General features: G+C 64.4%; 19 protein-coding genes. 12 read left to right on the top strand and 7 right to left on the bottom strand.

Features of this window, described 5'->3' with window-relative positions; all coding sequences use genetic code 11:
* The first annotated feature begins 1 nt into the window (after position 1).
* The 5 genes from QYH69_RS00735 to QYH69_RS00755 all read left to right on the top strand — a co-directional run bounded on the left by QYH69_RS00735 (position 2) and on the right by QYH69_RS00755 (position 5,151).
* Positions 2-1,303 (top strand): ATP-binding protein, encoded by a 1,302-nt coding sequence (locus tag QYH69_RS00735; RefSeq protein WP_308830022.1) that lies wholly within the window; start codon positions 2-4, stop codon positions 1,301-1,303.
* Positions 1,304-1,416: 113 nt separating this feature from the next.
* Positions 1,417-2,940 (top strand): DegQ family serine endoprotease, encoded by a 1,524-nt coding sequence (locus tag QYH69_RS00740; RefSeq protein WP_308830023.1) that lies wholly within the window; start codon positions 1,417-1,419, stop codon positions 2,938-2,940.
* A gap of 173 nt (positions 2,941-3,113) precedes the next feature.
* Complete coding sequence (locus tag QYH69_RS00745; protein ID WP_308830024.1) at positions 3,114-3,626, top strand: carboxypeptidase-like regulatory domain-containing protein; 513 nt, start codon at positions 3,114-3,116, stop codon at positions 3,624-3,626.
* 305 nt (positions 3,627-3,931) lie between these two features.
* Positions 3,932-4,384 carry a DUF427 domain-containing protein gene (locus QYH69_RS00750; RefSeq protein WP_308830025.1) on the top strand — a complete coding sequence of 151 codons (453 nt, stop codon included), beginning with the start codon at positions 3,932-3,934 and terminating at the stop codon, positions 4,382-4,384.
* A 32-nt stretch (positions 4,385-4,416) separates the two neighbouring features.
* A complete protein-coding gene (locus tag QYH69_RS00755; RefSeq protein WP_308830026.1) occupies positions 4,417-5,151 on the top strand; it encodes an SRPBCC domain-containing protein in 735 nt (244 codons plus the stop codon).
* Positions 5,152-5,170: 19 nt separating this feature from the next.
* On the opposite strand, the gene QYH69_RS00760 is transcribed toward QYH69_RS00755, so the two are convergent.
* Entirely contained in the window at positions 5,171-5,833 is a 663-nt protein-coding gene (locus QYH69_RS00760) for a TetR family transcriptional regulator (protein ID WP_308830027.1), read from the bottom strand.
* A gap of 503 nt (positions 5,834-6,336) precedes the next feature.
* Between QYH69_RS00760 and QYH69_RS00765 the strand changes: the two genes are divergently transcribed.
* Genes QYH69_RS00765 through QYH69_RS00775 form a run of 3 tightly spaced genes read left to right on the top strand, consistent with a single transcriptional unit; the run spans position 6,337 to position 12,337 of the window.
* Complete coding sequence (locus QYH69_RS00765) at positions 6,337-7,554, top strand: efflux RND transporter periplasmic adaptor subunit (protein WP_308830028.1); 1,218 nt, start codon at positions 6,337-6,339, stop codon at positions 7,552-7,554.
* A gap of 33 nt (positions 7,555-7,587) precedes the next feature.
* Positions 7,588-10,812, top strand: coding sequence for an efflux RND transporter permease subunit (locus tag QYH69_RS00770; protein WP_308830029.1), 3,225 nt, complete (start codon positions 7,588-7,590; stop codon positions 10,810-10,812).
* A gap of 1 nt (position 10,813) precedes the next feature.
* A complete protein-coding gene (locus tag QYH69_RS00775) occupies positions 10,814-12,337 on the top strand; it encodes an efflux transporter outer membrane subunit (protein WP_308830030.1) in 1,524 nt (507 codons plus the stop codon).
* Between the two features lie 309 nt (positions 12,338-12,646).
* Here the strand turns inward: QYH69_RS00775 and QYH69_RS00780 are convergent, their stop codons facing one another.
* Together QYH69_RS00780 and QYH69_RS00785 are read right to left on the bottom strand one after the other, a co-directional pair.
* Positions 12,647-14,056: a nucleobase:cation symporter-2 family protein gene (locus QYH69_RS00780; RefSeq protein ID WP_308830031.1), complete on the bottom strand. Its 1,410-nt coding sequence runs from the start codon at positions 14,054-14,056 to the stop codon at positions 12,647-12,649.
* Positions 14,057-14,408: 352 nt separating this feature from the next.
* Positions 14,409-15,215, bottom strand: coding sequence for an enoyl-CoA hydratase-related protein (locus QYH69_RS00785; RefSeq protein ID WP_308830032.1), 807 nt, complete (start codon positions 15,213-15,215; stop codon positions 14,409-14,411).
* A 319-nt stretch (positions 15,216-15,534) separates the two neighbouring features.
* Here QYH69_RS00785 and QYH69_RS00790 point away from each other — a divergent pair, with 319 nt between their 5' ends.
* Together QYH69_RS00790 and fghA are read left to right on the top strand one after the other, a co-directional pair.
* Positions 15,535-16,647: an S-(hydroxymethyl)glutathione dehydrogenase/class III alcohol dehydrogenase gene (locus QYH69_RS00790; protein WP_308830033.1), complete on the top strand. Its 1,113-nt coding sequence runs from the start codon at positions 15,535-15,537 to the stop codon at positions 16,645-16,647.
* A 10-nt stretch (positions 16,648-16,657) separates the two neighbouring features.
* Positions 16,658-17,503, top strand: a complete 846-nt coding sequence (gene fghA / locus QYH69_RS00795; RefSeq protein WP_308830034.1) for an S-formylglutathione hydrolase — start codon at positions 16,658-16,660, stop codon at positions 17,501-17,503.
* 24 nt (positions 17,504-17,527) lie between these two features.
* Here the strand turns inward: fghA and QYH69_RS00800 are convergent, their stop codons facing one another.
* From QYH69_RS00800 to QYH69_RS00815, 4 genes are read right to left on the bottom strand one after another with little or no spacing between them, the layout of a single operon-like run.
* The gene (locus tag QYH69_RS00800) at positions 17,528-18,310 is read right to left on the bottom strand and encodes a metal ABC transporter permease (protein WP_308830035.1); all 783 of its coding nucleotides are present in this window, start codon (positions 18,308-18,310) and stop codon (positions 17,528-17,530) included.
* Positions 18,303-19,295, bottom strand: a complete 993-nt coding sequence (locus QYH69_RS00805; RefSeq protein WP_308830036.1) for an ABC transporter ATP-binding protein — start codon at positions 19,293-19,295, stop codon at positions 18,303-18,305. Before QYH69_RS00805 ends, QYH69_RS00800 begins: the two co-directional genes overlap by 8 nt.
* Positions 19,292-20,260: a metal ABC transporter solute-binding protein, Zn/Mn family gene (locus QYH69_RS00810; protein ID WP_308830037.1), complete on the bottom strand. Its 969-nt coding sequence runs from the start codon at positions 20,258-20,260 to the stop codon at positions 19,292-19,294. Before QYH69_RS00810 ends, QYH69_RS00805 begins: the two co-directional genes overlap by 4 nt.
* A gap of 58 nt (positions 20,261-20,318) precedes the next feature.
* The gene (locus QYH69_RS00815) at positions 20,319-20,780 is read right to left on the bottom strand and encodes a Fur family transcriptional regulator (protein WP_308830038.1); all 462 of its coding nucleotides are present in this window, start codon (positions 20,778-20,780) and stop codon (positions 20,319-20,321) included.
* 378 nt (positions 20,781-21,158) lie between these two features.
* On the opposite strand from QYH69_RS00815, the gene QYH69_RS00820 reads away from it, so the two are divergent.
* Complete coding sequence (locus QYH69_RS00820; RefSeq protein ID WP_308830039.1) at positions 21,159-21,941, top strand: L-iditol 2-dehydrogenase; 783 nt, start codon at positions 21,159-21,161, stop codon at positions 21,939-21,941.
* Positions 21,942-22,110: 169 nt separating this feature from the next.
* Complete coding sequence (locus QYH69_RS00825) at positions 22,111-23,394, top strand: sugar ABC transporter substrate-binding protein (RefSeq protein WP_308830329.1); 1,284 nt, start codon at positions 22,111-22,113, stop codon at positions 23,392-23,394.
* The last annotated feature ends 67 nt before the right edge of the window (positions 23,395-23,461 follow it).

Here is a 23,461-nt window from a genome sequence, read left to right on the forward strand (position 1 = left end):
GATGCGTTCGATTCGTCGTCAACTGCTGTTCTGGCTGCTTGCAATCGTGCTGCTCGGCGTCGGTATCGCGGGCTGGCTCATTTACCGTCAGGCGCTCGCCGAAGCGAACGAACTGTTCGACTATCAGCTGCAGGAAATCGCGGCGGCGCTGCCGGCCGAGCCGTTCTCGCAAATCCTGAGCTCGCGCGATACCGGCGATGAAGGCATCGTGCTGCAGATCTGGAATCGCAATGGCGTACTGATGTACTACTCGCATCCGCGTGCGCCGCTCGCGCCGCGCGCCGAACTCGGCTTCTCCACCGAGCGCACCGAGCGCGGCGACTGGCGCGTCTATGGCGCGATCGTCGGCGATAACGTCGTGCAGCTCGCGCAGCCGCTGTCGGTGCGCAACCGGCTTGCGGCAAACGTCGCGCTGCGCACGCTGTGGCCGCTGATCGTGCTGCTGCCGCTGCTCGGCGTCGCGGTATGGGCCGTGGTCGGCCGCGGCCTTGCGCCGCTGCGCCGGGTGACCGGCGCGCTCGATACGCGCCATCCGGAAGCGCTCGATCCGTTGCCCGATTCGCGCTTGCCGCTCGAAGTGCGGCCGCTCGTGCGCGCGTTGAACGGGCTGCTCGAACGGCTCGCCGCCGCGCTCGATACGCAGAAGGCGTTTGTCGCCGATGCCGCGCACGAATTGCGCACGCCGCTCGCGGCCGTGCAGATTCAGGCGCAGCTCGTCGCGCGCGCGCATGACGACGCCGCGCGCAGCGAAGCGCTCGCCGATCTGCAAGCGGGCGTCACGCGCGCGACGCGTCTTGCCGAACAGTTGCTTGCACTCGCGCGCGCGGAGCCCGATGGCCGCGAAGCGGCGAACTCCGTCGATCTCGATGCGCTCCTGCACGACTGCGTCATGGCTTACGCACCGCTTGCCGGGAAGCGCGGCGTCGATCTCGGCATCGAGCGTAATGAAGCCGCGCACGTGCGCGGCGATCTCGAAGCGCTGCGCGTGCTCTTCAACAACCTCATCGACAACGCGACGAAATACACGCCGAGCGGCGGGCGCGTCGATGTCTGCGTGTTGATGCAGGACGGGCATCCGGTCGTCAGGATCGCCGATAGCGGACCGGGAATTCCGCTCGAGGAGCGTACGCGCGTATTCGACCGTTTCTATCGCGTGGGTGAGGGCGCGAGTCGCGTGCGTACCGATGTCGCCGGCAGCGGCCTTGGGCTCGCGATCGTACGGCGCATCGCGCTTCAGCATCATGCCGTCGTCACGCTTGGCGACTCGGAGGCAGGCGGGCTGCTCGTCACGGTGACGTTCTGAAACGCCTTGTTTTATGGCGAATTTCCGAAACAGTCTGTTTAAGATTGTTTTAAGCGACGCCGCTTACTCTGCGACACATCGAGAAAACATTCTCCCTGTCTGGAGTAAGAACGATGAACGTCAAAATGCTGTCACGCAGTGCCGTTGCCGCGGCAGTCGCCGTGGCGCTGTCCGCCGGCTATGTGGCCGGCCGCCACAATATGCAGGCGCCCGAGGTCATTCAGCCGGCCCAGGCGGCCGCGATGATGCCGGCCGAAGCGGCCGCCAAGACCGGCATTCCCGATTTCTCCGGCCTCGTCGAAACGTATGGGCCGGCGGTGGTCAACATCAGCGCGAAGCACGTGGTGAAGCGCACGGCATTGCGCAGCGGCGGCAGTGGCAGCAGTGGCAATAACCAGCTGCCGATCGATCCGAGCGATCCTTTCTATCAGTTCTACAAGCACTTCTTCGGCAATGTGCCGGGCATGCAAGGCCCCGGCGGCGACGACGGCGGCGACTCGCCCGATACGCCGAGCGCAAGCCTCGGCTCGGGCTTCATCATCAGCAGCGACGGCTACATCCTGACCAATGCGCACGTCGTCGACGGCGCGAACGTGGTGACGGTGAAGCTGACCGACAAGCGCGAGTATCACGCGAAGGTCGTCGGCGCGGACAAGCAGTCGGACGTCGCCGTGCTGAAGATCGACGCGAAGGATCTGCCGACCGTGAAGATCGGCGACCCGCGTCAAAGCAAGGTCGGCCAGTGGGTCGTCGCGATCGGCTCGCCGTACGGCTTCGAGAACACGGTGACGTCGGGCATCATCAGCGCGAAATCGCGTTCGCTGCCGAACGAGAACTACACGCCGTTCATCCAGACCGACGTGCCGGTGAATCCCGGTAACTCGGGCGGCCCGCTGTTCAACCTGCAAGGCGAAGTGATCGGCATCAACTCGATGATCTACTCGCAGACGGGCGGCTTCCAGGGCCTTTCGTTCGCAATCCCGATCAACGAAGCGATGAAGGTCAAGGACGATCTCGTGAAGACCGGCCATGTGAGTCGTGGCCGCCTCGGCGTCGCGGTGCAGGGCTTGAACCAGACGCTGGCCGATTCGTTTGGTCTCAAGCAGCCGCAGGGCGCGCTCATCAGCTCGGTCGACAAGGACGGGCCGGCGGCGAAGGCGGGCCTGCAGCCCGGCGACGTGATCACCGCGGTCAACGGCACGGCGATTTCCGACTCGTCGGATCTGCCGACGCAGATCGCGAACCTGAAGCCTGGTACGACGGCCGACGTGACGGTGTGGCGCGACAAGGCGTCGAAGGACATCAAGGTGACGATCGGCTCGTTCTCGGATACGAAGGTCGCTTCGAACGATGAGTCTTCGTCGCAGGTGCAAGGGCGTCTCGGTGTCGCGGTGCGTCCGCTCACGCCGCAGGAGAAGAGCGGCGCGTCGGTCTCGCACGGTTTGCTGGTCCAGCAGGCGGGCGGCGCGGCGGCCAGTGCCGGCATCCAGCCCGGCGACGTGATTCTCGCGGTGAACGGGCGCCCGGTGTCGAACGTCGACCAGTTGAAGCAGGCGGTGTCGCAGGCCGGTAACAGCCTTGCGCTGCTGATCCAGCGCGACGACGCGCAGATCTTCGTTCCGGTCGACCTCGGCTGATCGGGCAATGGCTGTCGGCGGGGCGCGGCTGCCCGGCACGTATTCGCACCGCGTGCGCGGTCGTGTCGGAGGAGCACTGCGGCCGGCCGGTAAGGGGACAGCAAGCGGGTATGCCGCTTGCTGATCGGGTTGGATTTCCACCGTTCGGGGAAGCCCGGAAAAGGAGCTGACCAATGAAAATTTCTCCGTCCCAATTCAACCGTCGTATCGCCGTAGTCGCGTCTGTGGTGGCGGCGACGGCGTTATCCGCAGGCTTTGCATCAGGCGCATTCGCGCAGAGCGCAAGCAGTGTCACCGGCGGCACGACGACAGACAGCACGAGCGCCGGCAACGCCAACGGCGGCGGCCTGCCGCAGATCCAGCAACAAGGCGACGTGTCGTACACGTCCGGGGGCGTCGGCCTCGACGAGTCGCACGCGCTTCGTGCGGCCGAACATAGCTGGCCGCTATCGCTGCGCTTTACCGGCCCCAGTTCCGACTATCTGGCCGATGTCCATGTGAAAATCTCCGACGCGCATAGCGGCGACGTGCTCGATGCGACCTCGCGCGGCCCCTATATGCTCGTCAAATTGCGCCCGGGGCGCTACACGGTCCAGGCGTCGTATAAAGACGACGCGCAGACAAAAACCGTCACCGTACCGGCGAAGGGCACCGCCAAGGCGGCTTTCTACTGGCGATCGCAGTAAGCCGTGATCCGCGACGCCCGCGCGACGGCAGGCGCGGATCGACGGGAGCAAACCCGGCACAGGCGCCGATGCAAGCCCCGATGTAAGCCAACTGAAGCGAATTGTTGCGAGTGTGCGGGAACGCGCGCAACCAACGACGGTTTGATCGATAATTGAGCCACGGGCCCTCGGTCCGTGGCTTTTTGTTTCGAAAGCGTACCTTGCGAGAAAGTCGGCTGGTCTGCTGCAACTGCACCGGCCGCTGCGGTAGACGCGCGGCACGCAACAGCGACACGCGGCATCAGATTCATTCCGGAGCGGGTGACATGAGCGGTGTTTCGACCAACGGCGGCCAGGGCCGCGACGCCTCGCAGCAACGCGGCGCCGCGCGTAATGGCTCGGCCGGCGAGCCGGCACCGGAAGGCGCGCAGTGCGGGCATCTGGTCGGCATCTCGCGCAATCCGCACCGGGTCCGGGTCATCCATCAAGGCATCACCTTTGCCGACACCCAGGCTGCATTGACGGTCGCCGAAGCCGGCGCGCCCGATACCTTCTACTTCCCGCGCGCCGACGTCAACATGGCGCGCCTCGAACGCTCGAACCACACGTCCCGATGTCCGCACAAAGGCGACGCATCGTATTTTCATCTGCGCACTGAGGACGGAATCGTGGAAAACGCCGCATGGAGTTATGAGGCCCCGATCGGCGGAGCCGAAGCAATCAAAGGCTATCTGGCGTTTTACGCGTCGCGTGTCGACCGCATCGATCAGACATCCTGATCCCGCGGTCGAGAGCTTATCGGGAGGCGGCCATGGAACTAACGAATGCGCTAAGAGTTCCGCTTGCACAGTCTGAAGTCTGGGATGCGATGCAGGATCTCGCGTTGCTGCGCGCGAGTCTCGACAACTGCGAGTCGTTCACGCGTCTCGCGGGCGGCGAATACGCGCTGACGCTGACCGTGCCGCTCGGGCCGCTGCGTGCGCATTACGAAGTGCGCGCACACGTTGCGAGCGACAACGGCACCGCCCCCGACCGGCCGCATCGCACGCTGAACTTCAAGGCGCGCGCGGGCGGAGTCGGCTCGCTGCGTGGCCAGATCGACGTCGCGCTGCGCGCGGACGACGAGGCTTCCGACAAGGCGCCGAGCACGCGTATCGACTACTCGGTCTGGGCGACGTCGACGGGGCCGCTTGCCGAACTGCCGGCGCGGCAGATCGAGAATGCGCTGCACGAACTGGCCGACGATTTTTTCACCGAGTTCTGCGCAGTCGTGCAGGCAAAGCACGGGCAAGGCCCGAACCAGTCGCGCGGCACGCAACCGCGGCGCCAGCATGTGTTCCTTCGGCCGATCAGTCTGGCCGGCGTGGCGCGCCGCACGCGGCATGACCATGGCGGCGCGTTGACCGGCCGTGCGATGCATTCGACGTTTGCGGCGCGCGCGCATCACGATCACACGCCGCACGTGGTCCCGCATTGGGCGTGGGCCGCGATGATTTTCTTCGTCGCGTTGCTGCTGTACGTGGCGCGCTGGTTCAGCGCCAGTTAGGCGGCGCTCGCGCCGCGGATCATGGCTGCGGCGCCGGCTCGTCGCCGCGCTGGACTCTCAGCGTGGGGCTGTATCGCAGCATGTCGATCACGGCCTCGACCATTTCGTGCGCGTGCTTGCCGAAGTCGACCGAACACGGCAGGAACAGCATGTCGCGTAGCGCGCCGCTCACGAACGAATGCAGGATCGAGGCGGCGCGCGCCGTATCGAGGTCCGCCGGCAACTGTCCCTTCGACACCGCGTTGCGCAACCCGCCCGCGATGTTCGCCATACCTTCGCGCATATCGTTCTGATGGCGCGCCATGACCGGCCCCATCTCCTCGACGAACTCGCACTTCAGAAACAGGATGTCGAACACGCGGCGCTGCCGCGGATCGACCGCGGTGTCGCGCAGCACGGTGGTCAGGATGTCGACGAGCTTGCCGAGCGGATCCGGTTCCTGCGGATCGAGCGATGCCGCCTTCAGCTCGTCGAGCGGCATCAGCACGCGGTCGAACATCGCGGTGAAGAGATCGCCTTTGTTATCGAAATGCCAGTAGATCGCGCCGCGCGTAACGCCTGCGGCCTGTGCGATATCTGAAAGCGAAGTGCGAGAAACCCCCTTCTCGAAGAACACCTGTTCGGCCGCATCGAGAATGCGGCTTCGCGTCTCCTGTGCTTCTTCCTTGGTTCGTCGGACCATTCTTCAGACCTGCCTGTATTGCTGGTTTTCCCTGAGGATTTTAAACGCTGATGATAAAGATCATCTCGTGTAGTCGTTCTCATGGGAACTGCTTTTGCGGAGACACGCATCGGGACGTCACGAACAAACTTTTACATGCATTCGTGAACGTATCTATAATAGCACCCTAAACGATCGGATGATCCAGCTTACCCAACCGGTTAACTGCCGCCATCAATGCTTTCAAAAACCTTTGCACAGCCTTTCCGACGCAGTGCGTCGACGATGCAGGTGCGGCAGTTTTCCCGGTCCGGCGCAAGTCGAAGAGTGGTGCTCGCGCAGCATACGCATCCATGGGCTTCCGGTCGCGGGCGTCGCAAGACGCCCGTGCGCGCTGTCGCGATTCCGCCGCTTTGTCCTGCCTGATCCTCGCGATCCTGCTTGATCCTGCGCCGTGATCCTGCCGCCGTCACGCGGTGGCCGTGCGCGTTTTTTTCTTCTCAGTCTCTGACAGAGGTCGCTCCATGCGCGTCAAACGGGTATCCATCCGCTGGGCATCGTTCAGCCTGCTTCCTGCCGCGGCGCTCGCCGCGCTGCTGACGGCCTGCGGACCAAAACAATCAGCTCCTCCGCCGCAAGATCCCGAAGTGGGTGTCGTGACCGTCCAGCCGACGCCGGTGCCCGTCATCACCGAACTGCCGGGCCGTACCAGCGCGTACCTCGTCGCACAGGTGCGCGCGCGCGTCGACGGCATCGTGCTGCGGCGCGAGTTCGTCGAAGGCAGTGAAGTCAAAGCCGGTCAGCGGCTGTACAAGATCGATCCGGCGCCGTACATCGCGGCGCTCAACAACGCGAAGGCCGCACTGGCGAAGGCGCAGGCCAATCTCGCCACGACCACGGCGCAGGCGAACCGCTACAAGGTGCTCGTTGCCGCAAATGCGGTCAGCAAGCAGGACTACGACAACGCGGTCGCGTCGGAAGGCCAGGCGGCGGCGGACGTCGCCGCGGGCAAGGCCTCGGTCGATACCGCGCAGATCAACCTCGGCTATACGGATGTCGTGTCGCCGGTCACGGGCCGCGTCGGCATCTCGCAGGTCACGCCGGGCGCCTATGTGCAGGCCAGTCAGGCCACGCTGATGTCGACGGTCCAGCAGCTCGACCCGATGTATGTCGACCTCACGCAGTCGAGCTTGCAGGGGCTGCAGCTGCGCCGCGACGTCCAGTCCGGCCGTCTCAAGACCACGGGCCCGAACGCGGCGAAGGTCACGCTGATCCTCGAAGACGGGCGTCCGTACGGCGAAACCGGCAAGCTGCAGTTCACCGACGTCACGGTCGACCAGACCACGGGCTCGGTCACGATCCGCGCGATCTTCGACAACAAGGACCGTGTGCTGCTGCCGGGCATGTTCGTGCGCGCGCGTATTCAGGAAGGCATCAACGACGCCGCGCTGCTCGTGCCGCAAGTCGGCGTGACGCACGACCAGAAGGGGCAGGCCACCGCGCTCGTCGTCGGCAAGGACAACAAGGTCGAGCTGCGCACGCTCGTCACGTCGGGTACCTACGGCTCCAACTGGGTCGTCGAAGACGGCTTGCAGCCGGGCGACCGCGTGATCGTACAGGGCGTCGACAAGGTGCATCCGGGCAACAAGGTCAAGACCGTCGCCGCGCAGCTTCCTGCCAGCCCCGCTTCCGAGGCGGCCGCACAAGCCGCCTCGGGCGCCTCCGCTGCATCGGGCGCGTAACCATCGGGCGCGTAACAATAGGGAGCCTGTTACATGGCAAAGTTTTTTATCGATCGCCCGATTTTCGCGTGGGTGATCGCCATCGTGCTGATGCTGGCGGGTCTTGCGTCGATTTTCACGCTGCCCATCGCGCAGTACCCGACCATCGCGCCGCCGTCCATCCAGATCAGCGCGACGTATCCGGGCGCATCGGCGAAGACGGTCGAAAACACCGTCACCCAGGTGATCGAGCAGCAGATGAGCGGCCTCGACCACCTGCTGTATCTGTCGTCTACCTCCGATGACTCCGGTACGGCGACGATCACGCTGACCTTCGCGGCCGGCACGAATCCGGACATCGCGCAGGTGCAGGTGCAGAACAAGCTGCAGCTGGCCACGCCGCTTCTGCCCCAGGTCGTTCAGCAGCTCGGCACGAAGGTGACGAAATCGAGCAGCAGCTTCCTGCTCGTGCTTGCGTTCGTGTCGCAGGACGGCAGCATGAGCAAGTACGACCTCGCGAACTACGTCGCGTCGCACATCCAGGATCCGTTGAGCCGGATCGACGGTGTCGGCACGGTCACGCTGTTCGGCACGCAATACGCGATGCGGATCTGGCTCGACGCCAACAAGCTGACGAACTACAGCCTGACGCCCGTCGACGTGCAGAACGCGATCCTCGCGCAGAACGTGCAGGTGGCAGGCGGCTCGCTCGGCGGCACGCCGTCGATACCGGGTCAGGTGCTGCAGGCCACGATCACCGAGGCGTCGCTGCTCACCACGCCGGAGCAGTTCGGCAACATTCTGCTGAAGGTGAATCAGGACGGTTCGCAGGTGCGCCTGAAGGACGTTGCGCGCATCGATCTCGGCGGCGAAAACTATAACTTCGACACGAAGTACAACGGCGCGCCGACGGCCGGCTTCGGCATTCAGCTCGCAACGGGCGCGAACGCGCTGCAGACCGCGAAGCTCGTGCGCCAGAAGATCGACCAGCTCGCGCCGTACTTCCCGCACGGTCTCGTCGTCAAGTATCCGTACGACACGACGCCGTTCGTGCGGCTGTCGATCGAGGAAGTGGTGAAGACGCTGCTCGAGGGCATCGTGCTCGTGTTCCTCGTCATGTATCTGTTCCTGCAGAACCTGCGCGCGACGCTGATCCCGACCATCGCGGTGCCGGTCGTGCTGCTCGGCACCTTCGCGATCATGAGCGTGGTGGGTTTCTCGATCAACGTGCTGTCGATGTTCGGCCTTGTGCTCGCGATCGGCCTGCTGGTGGACGATGCGATCGTGGTGGTCGAGAACGTCGAGCGCGTCATGACGGAAGAGGGCCTGTCGCCTCGGGAAGCCACCCGCAAGGCAATGGATCAGATCACGGGCGCGCTGATCGGCGTGGCGCTGGTGCTGTCCGCGGTGTTCGTGCCGGTGGCGTTCTCGGGCGGCTCGGTCGGCGCCATTTACCGGCAGTTTTCGCTGACTATCGTCGCCGCGATGGTGCTGTCGGTGCTCGTCGCGCTGATTCTGACGCCGGCGCTGTGCGCGACGATCCTGAAGCCGATCCCGCAGGGTCATCACGAAGAGAAGAAGGGTTTCTTCGGCTGGTTCAACCGCACGTTCGACAGAAGCCGCGACAAGTATCACCAGGGCGTGCACCACGTCATCAAGCGTTCGACGCGCTGGCTCATCATCTATCTCGTGGTGATCGTCGCGGTGGGCATGCTGTTCGCGCGGCTGCCGAAGTCGTTCCTGCCCGATGAGGACCAGGGCACGATGTTCGTGCTCGTGCAGACGCCGGTCGGTTCGACGCAGGAAACGACGGCGCGCGCGCTGAAAGACATCTCCGACTACCTGCTCAACGACGAAAAGGCCATCGTCGAATCGACCTTCACCGTGAACGGCTTCAGCTTTGCGGGCCGCGGCCAGAACTCGGGTCTCGTGTTCGTGCGGATGAAGGACTACGCGCAGCGCCAGCATTCGGATCAGAAGGTGCAGGCGCTGGTCGGCCGTCTGTTCCAGCATTTCTCGACGTACAAGACCGCCACTGTGTTTCCGGTGAATCCGCCCTCGATTCCCGAACTCGGCACGGCCGCGGGCTTCGACTTCGAGTTGCAGGACCGGGCGGGCGTCGGTCATGAAGTGCTGATGCAGGCGCGCAACCAGCTGCTCGGCATGGCCGCGAAAGATCCTACGCTCGCGCAGGTGCGCCCGAACGGCCTGAACGATACGCCGCAGTTCAAGGTGACGATCGACCGGGAAAAGGCGCTGGCGCTGGGCGTGACGCCTGCTTCGATCGACCAGACGTTCTCGATCGCATGGGCCTCGGCGTACGTGAACAACTTTCTCGATACCGACAGCCGGATCAAGAAGGTTTACGTCCAGGCCGACGCGCCGTTCCGCATGACGCCCGACAATCTCGACGACTGGTACGTGCGCAATACGGCCGGCGGAATGGTGCCGTTCTCAGCGTTCACGACGGGCCAGTGGATTTACGGTTCGCCGAAGCTCGAGCGCTACAACGGTATTTCGTCGATCGAGATTCAGGGGCAGGCGGCACCGGGCAAGAGTACCGGCCAGGCGATGGCGGCCATGGAAGCGCTTGCGAAAAAGCTGCCCGCAGGGATCGGCTACGACTGGACCGGGCTGTCGTTCCAGGAAATTCAATCTGGTTCGCAGGCGCCGATTCTGTACGGCATCTCGATCCTCGTCGTGTTCCTGTGTCTCGCGGCACTGTACGAGAGCTGGTCGATTCCGTTCTCGGTGATCATGGTCGTGCCGCTCGGCGTGCTCGGCGCGCTGCTCGCGGCGACGCTGCGCGGGCTCGAGAACGACGTGTTCTTCCAGGTGGGTCTGCTCACGACGGTCGGTCTGTCGGCGAAGAACGCGATTCTGATCGTCGAGTTCGCGCGCGAGCTGCAGCAGGGGCAGGGCATGGGACCGATCGAGGCCGCGCTCGAAGCGGCGCGTCTGCGGTTGCGGCCGATCCTGATGACGTCGCTGGCGTTCATTCTCGGTGTGATGCCGCTTGCGATCAGTAACGGCGCCGGCTCGGCGAGCCAGCATGCGATTGGCACCGGCGTGATCGGCGGCATGCTGACCGCGACGTTCCTCGCGATCTTCATGATCCCGATGTTCTTCGTCGTGATCCGCGGCAGCTTCAGCGGCGAGAAGGAAGATCCGGACGAGGCGCTCGCGCATTACAACGAGCATCATCCGCATGATCCGTCGGGCGGTGCTCCGTCGGGCGGTGCCGGCGACGGCGGCGGCTCGGGCAAGGAAGGACACTAAGATGCTCAAACATTCTTTGATCGCAGCGTCGGTGGCGCTCTTCGCCGCCGGCTGCACGATGGCGCCGAAGTACGAGCGTCCGGCCGCGCCGGTGTCGGCGACGTTCCCGCAAGGCGGCGTCTATGCCACGCAGCCGGCGCCCGCACCGACCGAGCGCTCCGCGCACGGCGCGGCGGCGACCGACATCGGCTGGCGCGACTTCTTCGTCGACGAGCGGCTCACGCAGCTGATCGAAATCGCGCTGAAGAACAACCGCGATCTGCGCGTGTCGGTGCTGAACATCCAGGCGGCGCGCGCGCAGTATCAGATCACGCGCGCGGAGCTGTTCCCGGCTATCGAAGCAGCGGCATCGCAGTCGAAGTCGCGTACGCCGAAAAACCTGTCGTTTCTCGACAGAACCATCTCGAATCAGTATTCGGTCGGGCTCAACGCGTCATGGGAAATCGACTTCTTCGGCCGGATCCAGAGCCTGAAGGATCAGGCGCTCGCGCAATACCTCGCGACCGCGCAGGCGCGCAAGGCGGCGGAGATTGCGCTGGTGTCGTCGGTTGCGGACCAGTATGTGTCGATGCTCGGCTTCGACGAGGCGTTGAAGGTCACGCAGAATACGCTGCGCACCGCGCAGGATTCGTACAACATCACGAAGCTGCAATACGAAACCGGGACCGGTTCGGAGCTCGATCTGCGTCAGGCTGAAACCGTCGTCGAACAGGCGCGCGCGAACCTGCAGACCGAAGCGCGCGCGCGGGCGCAGGCCGAAAATGCGCTCGTGCTGCTGGTCGGCGAACCGCTGCCGGCCGATCTGCCGCCAGGCCGTACGCTCGGCGATCAGAACCTGCTAACCGATATTCCGGCGGGCCTGCCTTCCGACCTGTTGACGCGCCGTCCCGACATCATGGAAGCGGAGCAGAATCTGCTCGCGGCGAACGCGAACATCGGCGCCGCGCGCGCGGCGTTCTTCCCGCGCGTTTCGTTGACGGGCAACTTCGGCACGCTGAGCCCGACCCTGGGCGGTCTCTTCAAGGCCGGGTCGGCCGCATGGGGTTTTGCGCCGCAAATCACGGTGCCGATCTTCGAAGGCGGTGCGAACGTCGCGAACCTCGATCTCGCGCACGTGCAGAAGAACATCCAGATCGCGCAATACGAGAAGGCCATTCAGACCGCGTTCCGCGAGGTCGCCGATGGGCTCGCGGCGCGCGGCACGTTCGATCAGCAGATTGCCGCGCTCGAGCGCGACACGTTTGCGGAACAACGCCGGCTCGATCTATCGGATCTCCGATACCGGAATGGTGTGGATAGCTACCTGTCGGTGCTGACTGCGCAGACCGATCTCTACCAGGTGCAATTGCTGCTCACCGATGCGCGCGTTCAGCGTCTCACGAACCTTATCGATCTCTATCAGGCACTGGGCGGAGGATGGATCGAGCGGGCCGGCGACACGCCGCGTCCGGCCGATGCGCCTGTCGACTACGGCGATGCGCCGGCGGCTGTGCCTGCGGCTGCATCGTCGGCCGCTGCCAGCTGATTCGATGGTCGAAACAGCGGGGCAGTCGGCTTGAGGAAGGGGCGGGGCGGCGATAGCATCCTTGCTTGAAAACTACGTACAAGCGAGTGCGAAAAACGTAGCGCCGCCCGGGTAACTGGGTCCCATCATGAAGTGGGAGTTCTGCCGAAAGGTAGATAGAGAATCTCGCATACAACGGCCACCGGAAGGTGGCCGTTGGTTTTTCCGGACTGTGTTTCGAGCTCTGCATCGGTTCTTCTTCACCACCATTCGGCCGACTGGCCGGGTGCGGCCCGCAAGTCGCGGCATAACGGCCTCGCTGCCGGTCTGTCAGTCGGCGGCGCGCATCATCGCATCGTCCGCAGCGGTATCTCGTGCGTCCGCGCTCGCGTCGAAGTCGTGTTCCGCGCGGCGCAGTTCGCGCGCGGCCGCACGCTCGCTCCCCACGCCATTGAAGATCAGATTCAGCAGAACCGCCGATACCGACGCGAGCAGAATGCCGCTATGGAGCAGCGGCGACAGCGCCGACGGCAGCTTCGCGAAGAAATGCGGTGACACGACCGGTACGAGCCCAAGCCCGATACTGACCGCAACGATAAACAGGTTGTGGTGGTTGTTCGTGAAGTCGACCTTCGACAGCACCTTGATGCCGTTCGCCGCCACCATGCCGAACATCACGATGCCGGCGCCGCCGAGCACGAAGGCCGGCACCGACGCGACGACCTGCGCCATCTTCGGAAAGAGGCCGAGCAACACGAGAATGACGCCGCCCATCGCGCACACATAGCGGCTCTTCACGCCCGTGACGCCGATCAGCCCGACGTTCTGCGAAAACGACGTGTGCGGGAACGAGTTGAAGATGCCGCCGATCAGCGTACCGAGGCCGTCGACGCGCAGTCCGCGCACGAGCGTCTTCTGGTCGACGGGCCGCTCGACCATATCGCCGACCGCGAGGAACATGCCGGTCGACTCGATAAACGTGACGAACATCACGGTGACCATGGTCGCGATCGACAGCGGATCGAAGTGCGGCAAGCCGAAATGAAACGGCACGACGAAACCGACCCACGGCGCGTGCGTGACGCCTTCCATATCGACGCGGCCAAGCAGCGCCGCGATCGCGAAGCCCGCGACGATGCCAAGCAACACCGAGATGTTCGCGATAAAGCCCTTGCCGAATCGGTTGATCAGCAAAATGAGCATCAGCACCGCGAGCGACAGCCCGAGATATACCGGATTGCCATAGTCGGGATTGCCGACGCCGCCCGCAGCCCAGTTGATGCCGACTTCCATCAGCGACAAGCCGATCACCGAAATGACGACACCGACGACCACCGGCGGAAAAAAGCGCAGCAGCTTGCCGATCGCAGGCGCGAGCAGGATGCCGATTATGCCCGCCGCGATCGTCGAGCCGAAGATATCGAGAATGCCGAGGTTCGGATTCGTGCCGATCGCGATCATCGGGCTGACGGCGGCGAACGTGCAGCCCATGATGACCGGCAGGCGGATGCCGAAGATCCACAGGCCGAGCGTCTGGATCAATGTCGCGATGCCGCACGAAAACAGGTCCGCGCTGATCAGGAACGCGATCTGGTCTTTCGGCAACTTCAGCGCGCTGCCGATGATCAGCGGTACCGCAACCGCGCCCGCATACATGACGAGTACGTGCTGAACGCCCAGCGTCAGCAGGCGGCCCGCGGGAAGGCGCTCGTCGCACGGATGGACCGTGTTCGCGTGCATTGTCTCTCTCCATATCGATTTAGGAATATTCCTAACGGTAGGCGCGCCGAAAAAGCGCAACAAGCCCGCTGACGGCTATTTCGGGCTTCGCGCCGCCGATATGCGTCGAGAGGTATTCACGCACGCTGCGGGGCGCGCCGCGAGGTATCGGCGTGCTGCGTGTGCGTACCGCACCGGTTGCCGTGCACGCGACTGCACGCCGTCCGCGGTGCGCGCCGCGGCTCGCGCCTCGTGCGTCGTTTCAGCGCATGGACGGGCGAGCAAAGCGGGGACGTATCGGATTCGACATGGTGTGTATTTGCCGCCGCATATGCTGCGGCTTGGCCTACCGTTCGCGCTTCTTTCGCTTCGCTTATTTGCCGCGAAATGCCGGCGCGCGTTTTTCCGCAAACGCGGCTCGCCCTTCGCGAAAGTCGTCACTCTGCGCGGCCTCGTCGAGCAGCCGTTCGACGACACCGTCGCGCAGCGCGCCGTTACCGGATGCGAGCGCATCGAGTATCGTCTTCGCGCCGGAGATCGTGAGCGGCGCGCACGCGTTGAGCCGCTGCGCAAACGCAAGTGCCGCGGCGAGCGCATCGTCGGTGATTTCGTCGAGAAAGCCGATCCGCAGCGCGCGCTCGGCGTCGAACGTCTCGGCGCTATAAAGAATGCGCTTCGCGTTGGCAAGGCCGACCAGCGACAGCAGCCGTCGCGTGCCCGCGATACCGTAGACGATCGACAGCTTCGCGGCGGGAATCGCGAATTTCGCATCGGGCACCGCGAAGCGGAAATCGCACGACATCGCGACATTGCAGCCGCCGCCCATGCAGTAGCCATTGATCGCGGCGATGGTCGGCTTCGGCGATGCGGCGATGCGATTGCAGCAGCCTTCGTACGCGTCTTCGTAGGCGCGCGCCTGCTCGACGTTGGCACGCACCTCGCCGAACTCGGAGATGTCGGCGCCCGCGCAGAAGCTGTTGGCGCTGCCGGTCAGCACGATCGCGCGCACCTCGGGCCCGGCGCTCAAGGCGTCGAACGTGTCGCCGAGACGCCGCCACAGCGCGAGGGTCAGCGCGTTGCGACGCTCGGGGCGATTCAATGTGACGCGCGCGATGCCGTCGTTGACGGTCAACTGGATCGCATCGCTGCTTGCCTGGATATCGCCTGTATCGCTTGCCATAAGTGAGCGTTCCCAAAGTCAAAGCGCTGCCGCTGCCCCTGCAGCGTGCCGGTGCGCGACGCGGTTCGAGGGCGGCAGTTTGATATAAGAAAGCGCGGACCCGTGCCGGGTCAATAAGATAAACCTGTTGCACAATGCGCCACGCGGCACCGCGCATGCGCGCGTTGCGGCGCCTGCACATCGAAGGTGCGCCGCTCGATGCCGCGAGCCGCCATTATCGATCGCAACCTTTACATATCGGCTTCGCACCGCCAACATGCACGGTGCGCGTCCAAGACCCATTCGCTATCCGCTTCGCAAGACACAAGGAGATCCGCAGATGAAAACCAAAGCCGCCATCGCATGGAAAGCCGGTGCCCCGCTGACGATCGAAGAAGTCGATCTCGAAGGCCCGCGCGCCGGCGAGGTGCTGATCGAGGTTAAGGCGACCGGCATTTGCCATACCGATTACTACACGTTGTCCGGCGCCGACCCGGAAGGTATCTTCCCGGCGATCCTCGGTCACGAAGGCGCCGGCGTGATCGTCGACGTCGGACCCGGTGTCGGCACGCTCAAGAAGGGCGATCACGTCATTCCGCTTTACACGCCCGAGTGCCGGCAATGCAAATTCTGTCTGTCGCGCAAGACCAACCTGTGTCAGGCCATCCGCGCGACGCAGGGCAAAGGCCTGATGCCCGATTCGACGTCGCGTTTCTCGCTTGGCGGCAAGCCGCTCTTTCACTACATGGGTACGTCGACATTCTCGAACTACATCGTCGTGCCGGAGATCGCCGTCGCGAAGATCCGCGAGGACGCGCCGTTCGACAAGGTTTGCTACATCGGCTGTGGTGTGACGACCGGCGTCGGCGCAGTCGTCTATTCGGCGAAGGTCGAAGCGGGCGCGAACGTCGCGGTGTTCGGCCTCGGCGGCATCGGCCTCAATGTGATCCAGGCGGCGAAGATGGTGGGCGCCAACAGGATTATCGGAGTCGACATCAATCCGGGCCGCGTCGAACTGGCGACGAAGTTCGGCATGACCGACTTCATCAACCCGAAGGAAGTCGGCAATGTCGTCGACCGGATCGTGCAACTGACCGACGGCGGCGTCGACTACTCGTTCGAGTGCATCGGCAATACGAAGGTGATGCGCGATGCGCTCGAATGCACGCACAAGGGGTGGGGCCAGTCGTTCATCATCGGCGTCGCGGCGGCGGGCGAGGAAATCAGCACGCGGCCGTTCCAGCTCGTGACGGGCCGCCAGTGGAAGGGCTCCGCGTTCGGCGGCGCGCGCGGCCGCACCGACGTGCCGAAGATCGTCGACTGGTACATGGAAGGCAAGATCAATATCGACGATCTGATCACGCATCATCTGCCGCTCGAGCGGATCAACGAGGGTTTCGATCTGATGAAGAAAGGCGAATCGATCCGCTCGGTCGTGATGTACCAAGCCTAAGGAGCCCGCGATGCTCGAGACGCGTTCGTCACACGCGTGCCACGGCGGCATGCAGCAGTTCTATCAGCACGATTCGCGCACGATCGGCCTGCCGATGCGTTTTGCCGCATATCTGCCGCCGCAGGCCGCGCACGGCAAGGTGCCGGCGCTGTTCTATCTGGCCGGCCTCACGTGCACCGAAGAAACCTTTCCGATCAAGGCGGGCGCGCAGCGCTTCGCCGCGAAGCACGGCATCGCGCTGATCGCGCCGGACACGAGCCCGCGCGGCGCCAATGTGCCCGGCGAAAGCGATGCATGGGACTTCGGCGTCGGCGCGGGTTTTTACGTCGATGCGACGCGCGAGCCATGGGCGACGCATTACCGGATGTACTCGTACGTGCGCGACGATTTGCGCGAGACCGTCTGCGCGAATCTGCCGATCGACGCGGCCCGGCTTGGCATATTCGGCCACTCGATGGGCGGGCATGGCGCGCTCGTGCTCGCGCTGCGCAATCCGGTGCTGTACAAGTCGGTGTCGGCGTTCGCGCCGATCGCGGCGCCGACGCGCTGCCCGTGGGGCGAGAAGGCGTTCAGCGGCTATCTCGGCGAAAACCGCGACGTATGGCGCGACTACGATGCGAGCGAACTGCTCGGGCGCGCGTCAGCGAAGTTCGCGGCGGGCATTCTGATCGATCAGGGCCTTTCCGATCAGTTTCTCGACGAACAGCTGAATCCGGACGTGTTCGAGGCCGCCTGCGCGGCGGCCGGTCAGCCGCTGACGCTGCGGCGGCATGCGGGCTACGACCATGGGTATTACTTCATTTCGACGTTCGTCGAAGATCATCTCGCGCATCACGCGAAGGTGTTGCTTGCGTGACGATGAAGGCGCGCGGCGGCCACGTCAGCGCCGCGCAAGCAGACTCGCGCCGTAAACGATAGCCGCGAGCAGCGCGATCCAGAAGCTCGTGGGCCAATCGGTATAAAACGCCAGCGTGACGCCGAGCCACGCTTGTGCGAGCGCGAGCGCCGCGGCGAGCACGAGGCCCGTCGACAGCCGCGTCGTCATGTTCTGTGCGGCCGCGGCGGGCCCGACCATCAATGTGAACACGAGCAGCACGCCGACGATCTGCGTACAGGCGGCCACCGCAAGCGCGGCAATCGCGAGAAACAGGACCGACACGAGCCGCAGCGACACGCCTTTCGCTTCCGCGAGTTCCGGCTGCAGCGATGCGAACAGCAGCGGCCGCATGATCGCCGCGAGCGCACCGAGGCTCAACATGCCGATCACCGCGAGCACCGCGAGTGTCGAGGTATTGACGCCGAGCACATTGCCGAATAGCAGCGCGGTAACCTGCGTCGCGTACGCGGTGAAGAAATGCAGAAACAGCAGCCCGAAGCCGAGCGAAAGCGAGAGCGTCACGCCGATCGCCACGTCGCGTCCGGCGAGACGCTCGCCGAGCGCGCCCATACCGATGCCGGCCGCCAGCGTGAAACCGATCATCCCCCAGAGCGGCGAGATGCCGATCAGCACGGCGCCGGTCGCGCCGGTAAAGCCGACGTGCGATAGCGCGTGGCCGGCAAACGTCTGGCCGCGCATCACGAGGAAGTAGCCGACGATTCCCGACAACACCGCGACGATCCCCGACGCCGCGAATGCGTTGACCATGAAGTCATATTCAAACATCGTGTGTGTGCCCGTCGCGTGACGCGTGGTTATCGTTGTGTGCGTGGCCGCGCCCATGCGCGGGCGCGGCGGCGCTGTGCCCGTGTCCATGCTCATGTGCGTGCGCATGAGCGTGCCCGCCGTCGTCTTCGTGCTCGTGGTCGTGCTTTTCGACTTCGACGTCGCCGGACATCACGAAGATGCGGCCATTCATGCGGATCACGTCGATCGTCGATCCATATAGACGCGACAGCACGGGCTTCGTGATCACTTCGTCGACGGTGCCGAGCGCCGCGACGCCGTTGCCGAGATACAGCACGCGATCGAGTGCGTGCAGCAGCGGGTTCAGCTCGTGCGCGGAGAACAGCACGGCGATGCCGAGTTCCTGCTGCACGCGCTGCACGAGTTCGACGACGCTTCTCTGATGATGCGGATCGAGGCTGATCAACGGTTCGTCGAGCAGCAGCAGACGCGGATTGCCGAGCAGGCACTGCGCGAGCAGCAGACGCTGCCGCTCGCCGCCCGACAGTTCGGACAGCGGCCGGTCGGCCAGTGCGCTCGCGCCGACGAGGTCGAGCACCCGCGCGACGTCGGCGCGCGTCTTCGCATCGGCGTGCGGCAGGCCCCAGCGATGGCCATCGGCCGCCATCGCGACGAAATCGCGTCCGCGCACGCGCCGTCCGGCGAGTGCGCTGCGTGTCTGCGGCATGTAGCCGATCGACGGATTGCCGCAGGCGACCGGCTCGCCGAGCACGCGCACGACGCCGCTCGCGGCCGGCACGAGGCCGAGCACCGCGCGTATCAACGTGGTCTTGCCGGCGCCGTTGGGCCCCAGCACGCCGATAAATTCGCCTTGTCCGATCGCGAAGCTCGTGTCGGTCAGGATCGTGCGTCCGCCGAGTTCGAGCGTGACGCGCTCGAACTCCAGTACAGGCGCCGCATCCGCTGCTGCTTTCGTGGTGGTATTTGCAGAAGGTGCGGAGGGCGGACGGTCAGGTTCGATCATTGAGGGGTTCCTTTGCTGCCGGCATGCTCGCCTGCCGCGAGCGCCGCGCCAAGCGCATCGAGTTGCGCGAGCATCCATTGCTGATAATTCTTACCCGCTGGTTCCGTCTCTGTCACGCTCATTGCCGGCACCTTCGACTGCTGCGCGAGTTTCAACATCTTTCTAGTCAGCGCCTCGGTAGCCTGACTGTTATAGATCAGCACGCGCACGCGCTTTTCGCGCAAGTCGCGTTCGAACGCGGCGATGTCCGATGCGCTTGCTTCCGTATCGTTCATCGTCGCCAGCTGAAAGCGCAGATTGCGCATACCGAGGCCGACTGCGTCCGACATATAGCCGAACACCGGTTCGGTCGCCGTGACCGGCACGCCTGCATAGCGCGCATGCAGCGCGGCGACCTTCGCGTCGATCGGCTTCAACGAATCGAGAAACGTGGCGAGATTCGCATCGTAAGTGCTCTTGTGCGCCGGGTCGGCGGCTGCGAGCGCGGCGCTCACGGCGCGCGCGACGGCAGGCATCGTCGACGGGTCGTACCAGAGGTGCGGATTATCGCCGCTTTTCCTGCCGGTGAGGTCGGCCGCAACGATGACCGTGCGCTTCGGGTTCTTCGACGCGGCGAGCAGTTTGGCCATCCACGGATCGTAGTCGGCGCCGTTATAGACGACAAGGCTCGCGCGCTGCAGCGCGCGAGCGGTCTTCGGGCTCGCTTCGAACAGATGCGGATCCTGGTCCGGATTGCTGAGGATGCTCGTCACGTCGACGTGGTCGCCGCCAAGTTGCTGTACGACGTCGCCATAGAAATTTTCGGCTGCGACAACGGGAATCTTGCTGCCGCTCGCTGCCGAGGACGCCGTTTGCGCATGCGCCGCCGTCTGGCCGATGGCAAGCGCGAGCGCGGTTGCGAACAGATATTTCGTCAGTCTTGACGCGGCGCGTGCCGCAATCCACTTCGGATTCTTGTTGTTCATCGTGCTGCCCTGTTAGAGGGTGATCGGGTTGATTGAAAGTTGCATGGGAAACTCGGTGCTATCGCGCGACACGCCGGCAGGCAGCGCACAGACCGCTCAGTTCGACGACCTGCCGATGGACTTCGAAACCATGCGCAGGCGCGCTGCCGGCCAGTTGTTGCGCAAGTTCGGCGCCGGGAATCTCGACCGTGTCGCCGCACGATTCGCAGATCAGGAACTGGCCTTGGTGCGGGTGCTCGACGTCGCAGCACGCGAAGAACGCGTTTTTCGACTCGATCCGATGCACGAAGCCGTGTTCGACCAGAAAGTCGAGCACGCGGTACACGGTGGTCGGCGGCACGCGGCCGCGCTGCGGTTCGAGCGCGGCGAGCAGGTCGTAGGCGCCGATCGGCCGCTCGCTTGCCGCAATCAGCGTGTAGACCTGGCGGCGCAGCGTGGTAAGTGCGAGACCGCGTGCGTCGGCGACGGCCTGAGCGCGCGCGAGTCTGTGAGCAAGGCGATCATCGGATGAAGCGGACATGGTGCTGCTCCGTAGCAAGGCCGCAATGATATAACGTATCTAAACATCTTGCCATTGATGGAACGCGCCCGCCGTCTAAATTGATAGAGCAAGGAGGGCGAGCGGCGCAACGGCTGCGCCCACTACGGCCGCAATGACCTGGCACCGGCCCGATCGCGGTTCCGGGGCATTCGCGTCGACGAACTCAGGCTAAACCCTAAGCAACCCGCGGAAACACCTGCAACTGCCGCGCTGCACCATCGAAATCTTGTGGCGCGCCTTGACATGGTCGGACACGTATCCGATCATTCGATCACAAAGAGAGCAATTGATCGCACAACGAGCGTTCGCTCACCAGCGCAAAAGCTCACACCAAGGCGAACGATTGGGAGACACGGCGTGGCAGCGCGATTGCAAGACAAGGTGGCCATCCTCACCGGCGCGGCAAGCGGCATAGGCGAAGCGGTCGCGCGCCGGTATCTGGACGAAGGCGCGCGCTGCGCGCTGGTCGACGTCAAGCCGGTCGCGGACTTCGCTCGCGAGCTGCGTGAAACGCACGGCGACCGCGTGCTCGCCATCGGCGCAGACGTGACGCGGCGCGAAGATATCGCGCGCATCGTCGCTCAAACGGCCGAACGGTTCGGCCGTATCGACATCCTGTTCAATAACGCGGCGCTGTTCGACATGCGGCCGCTACTCGACGAATCGTGGGACATCTACGACAGGCTGTTCGCGGTCAACGTGAAGGGCATGTTCTTTCTGATGCAGGCAGTCGCCCAGCGCATGGTCGAGCAGGGCCACGGCGGCAAGATCATCAATATGTCGTCGCAGGCCGGGCGCCGCGGCGAGGCACTCGTTTCGCACTATTGCGCGACGAAGGCAGCGGTACTCAGCTATACGCAATCGGCGGCGCTCGCGCTCGCGCCGCACAGGATCAACGTGAACGGCATCGCACCGGGCGTCATCGATACGCCGATGTGGGAGCAGGTCGATGCGCTTTTCGCACGTTATGAGAACCGGCCGATCGGCGAGAAGAAGCGACTCGTCGGCGAAGCGGTGCCGCTCGGCAGGATGGGGCTGCCGGCGGATCTGACCGGCGCGGCGCTGTTCCTCGCATCGGCGGATGCGGACTACATCACCGCGCAAACCCTGAACGTCGACGGCGGCAACTGGATGAGCTGATCTTTTTACCACCGCCAGCGACTCGGCTGCCGGCCGGAATTTGCGAGGATCCGTGAGTCGCCCATCGCAAGCCAACACGAACGTACGATAAAGGAGACAAACGATGAAACGTGCCCTGAAACGCACATGGAAACCCGCATTGAAACCCACCTTCGCGGCCATCGGCGCGATGGCGGCCGCATGCGTGGCGGTCAACGCGTCGGCGGCGTCGACGGTGACGATCGCGACGCTCAACAATCCGGACATGATCGAGCTGAAGAAGCTCTCGCCCGCATTCGAAAAGGCGAATCCGGACATCAAGCTGAACTGGGTGATTCTCGAGGAAAACGTGCTGCGTCAGCGCGCGACGACCGATATCACGACCGGCAGCGGCCAGTTCGACGTGATGACGATCGGCGCCTATGAAACGCCGCAATGGGGCAAGCGAGGCTGGCTCTCGCCGCTGACGAACCTGCCGGCGAGCTACGACCTCAACGACGTCGTGAAGACGGCGCGCGACGGGCTGTCGTACAACAACACGCTGTACGCGCTGCCGTTCTACGTCGAAAGCTCGATGACGTTCTACCGCAAGGACCTGTTCGCGGCCAAGGGCCTGAAGATGCCCGATAACCCGACCTACGATCAGATCGCGCAATTCGCCGACAAGCTGACCGACAAGTCGGCCGGCACGTACGGCATCTGCCTGCGCGGCAAGGCGGGCTGGGGCGAGAACATGGCCTACGTGACGACGCTCGTCAACACATTCGGCGGCCGCTGGTTCGACGAGAAGTGGCATGCGCAGCTGACCACGCCGGAGTGGAAGAAGGCCGTGTCGTTCTACGTCGACCTGTTGAAGAAAGACGGCCCGCCGGGAGCGAGCTCGAATGGTTTCAACGAAAACCTGACGCTGATGTCGTCGGGCAAGTGCGCGATGTGGATCGATGCGACCGTGGCGGCCGGCATGCTGTACAACAAGCAGCAATCGCAGATCGCGGACAAGGTCGGTTTTGCCGCGGCGCCGACGCAGGTCACGCCGAACGGTTCGCACTGGCTGTGGGCGTGGGCGCTTGCGGTTCCGAAGACGTCGAAGCAGCAGGACGCCGCGAAGAAGTTCATCGAGTGGGCGACCTCGAAGGAATACATCGAGATGGTGGCGAAGGACGAAGGCTGGGCATCGGTGCCGCCGGGTACGCGTCAGTCGACGTATCAGCGCTCCGAGTACAAGCAGGCCGCGCCGTTTGCGGACTTCGTGCTGAAGGCGATCGAATCGGCCGATCCGAACCATCCGACGTTGAAGCCCGTGCCGTACACCGGTGTGCAGTTCGTCGGGATTCCCGAGTTCCAGTCGTTCGGCACCGTGGTCGGCCAGAGCATCTCCGGTGCGGTCGCCGGGCAGATGAGTGTCGATCAGGCGTTGCAGGCGGGCAATGCGACCGCGGACCGCGCGGTGCGTCAGGCCGGCTTGCAGAAGTAATGCACAGGCAACGCGAAGCGAGATGCGCACGAAGCGCGCGCATCTCGAGGTGGAAAGCGATGTAGAA

It is taken from the genome of Paraburkholderia sp. SARCC-3016 (assembly GCF_031119615.1).
GTDB lineage: Bacteria > Pseudomonadota > Gammaproteobacteria > Burkholderiales > Burkholderiaceae > Paraburkholderia.

Excerpts from the sequence above, each read along its gene's own strand:
- QYH69_RS00805 (WP_308830036.1), bottom strand. The coding sequence starts at position 19,295 with ATGATCGAACCTGACCGTCCGCCCTCCGCACCTTCTGCAAATACCACC.
- QYH69_RS00735 (WP_308830022.1), top strand. The coding sequence starts at position 2 with ATGCGTTCGATTCGTCGTCAACTGCTGTTCTGGCTGCTTGCAATCGTG.
- QYH69_RS00745 (WP_308830024.1), top strand. The coding sequence starts at position 3,114 with ATGAAAATTTCTCCGTCCCAATTCAACCGTCGTATCGCCGTAGTCGCG.
- QYH69_RS00770 (WP_308830029.1), top strand. The coding sequence starts at position 7,588 with ATGGCAAAGTTTTTTATCGATCGCCCGATTTTCGCGTGGGTGATCGCC.
- fghA (WP_308830034.1), top strand. The coding sequence starts at position 16,658 with ATGCTCGAGACGCGTTCGTCACACGCGTGCCACGGCGGCATGCAGCAG.
- QYH69_RS00810 (WP_308830037.1), bottom strand. The coding sequence starts at position 20,260 with ATGAACAACAAGAATCCGAAGTGGATTGCGGCACGCGCCGCGTCAAGA.
- QYH69_RS00780 (WP_308830031.1), bottom strand. The coding sequence starts at position 14,056 with ATGCACGCGAACACGGTCCATCCGTGCGACGAGCGCCTTCCCGCGGGC.
- QYH69_RS00755 (WP_308830026.1), top strand. The coding sequence starts at position 4,417 with ATGGAACTAACGAATGCGCTAAGAGTTCCGCTTGCACAGTCTGAAGTC.
- QYH69_RS00760 (WP_308830027.1), bottom strand. The coding sequence starts at position 5,833 with ATGGTCCGACGAACCAAGGAAGAAGCACAGGAGACGCGAAGCCGCATT.
- QYH69_RS00750 (WP_308830025.1), top strand. The coding sequence starts at position 3,932 with ATGAGCGGTGTTTCGACCAACGGCGGCCAGGGCCGCGACGCCTCGCAG.
- QYH69_RS00790 (WP_308830033.1), top strand. The coding sequence starts at position 15,535 with ATGAAAACCAAAGCCGCCATCGCATGGAAAGCCGGTGCCCCGCTGACG.
- QYH69_RS00800 (WP_308830035.1), bottom strand. The coding sequence starts at position 18,310 with ATGTTTGAATATGACTTCATGGTCAACGCATTCGCGGCGTCGGGGATC.
- QYH69_RS00775 (WP_308830030.1), top strand. The coding sequence starts at position 10,814 with ATGCTCAAACATTCTTTGATCGCAGCGTCGGTGGCGCTCTTCGCCGCC.
- QYH69_RS00765 (WP_308830028.1), top strand. The coding sequence starts at position 6,337 with ATGCGCGTCAAACGGGTATCCATCCGCTGGGCATCGTTCAGCCTGCTT.
- QYH69_RS00815 (WP_308830038.1), bottom strand. The coding sequence starts at position 20,780 with ATGTCCGCTTCATCCGATGATCGCCTTGCTCACAGACTCGCGCGCGCT.
- QYH69_RS00825 (WP_308830329.1), top strand. The coding sequence starts at position 22,111 with ATGGCGGCCGCATGCGTGGCGGTCAACGCGTCGGCGGCGTCGACGGTG.
- QYH69_RS00785 (WP_308830032.1), bottom strand. The coding sequence starts at position 15,215 with ATGGCAAGCGATACAGGCGATATCCAGGCAAGCAGCGATGCGATCCAG.
- QYH69_RS00740 (WP_308830023.1), top strand. The coding sequence starts at position 1,417 with ATGAACGTCAAAATGCTGTCACGCAGTGCCGTTGCCGCGGCAGTCGCC.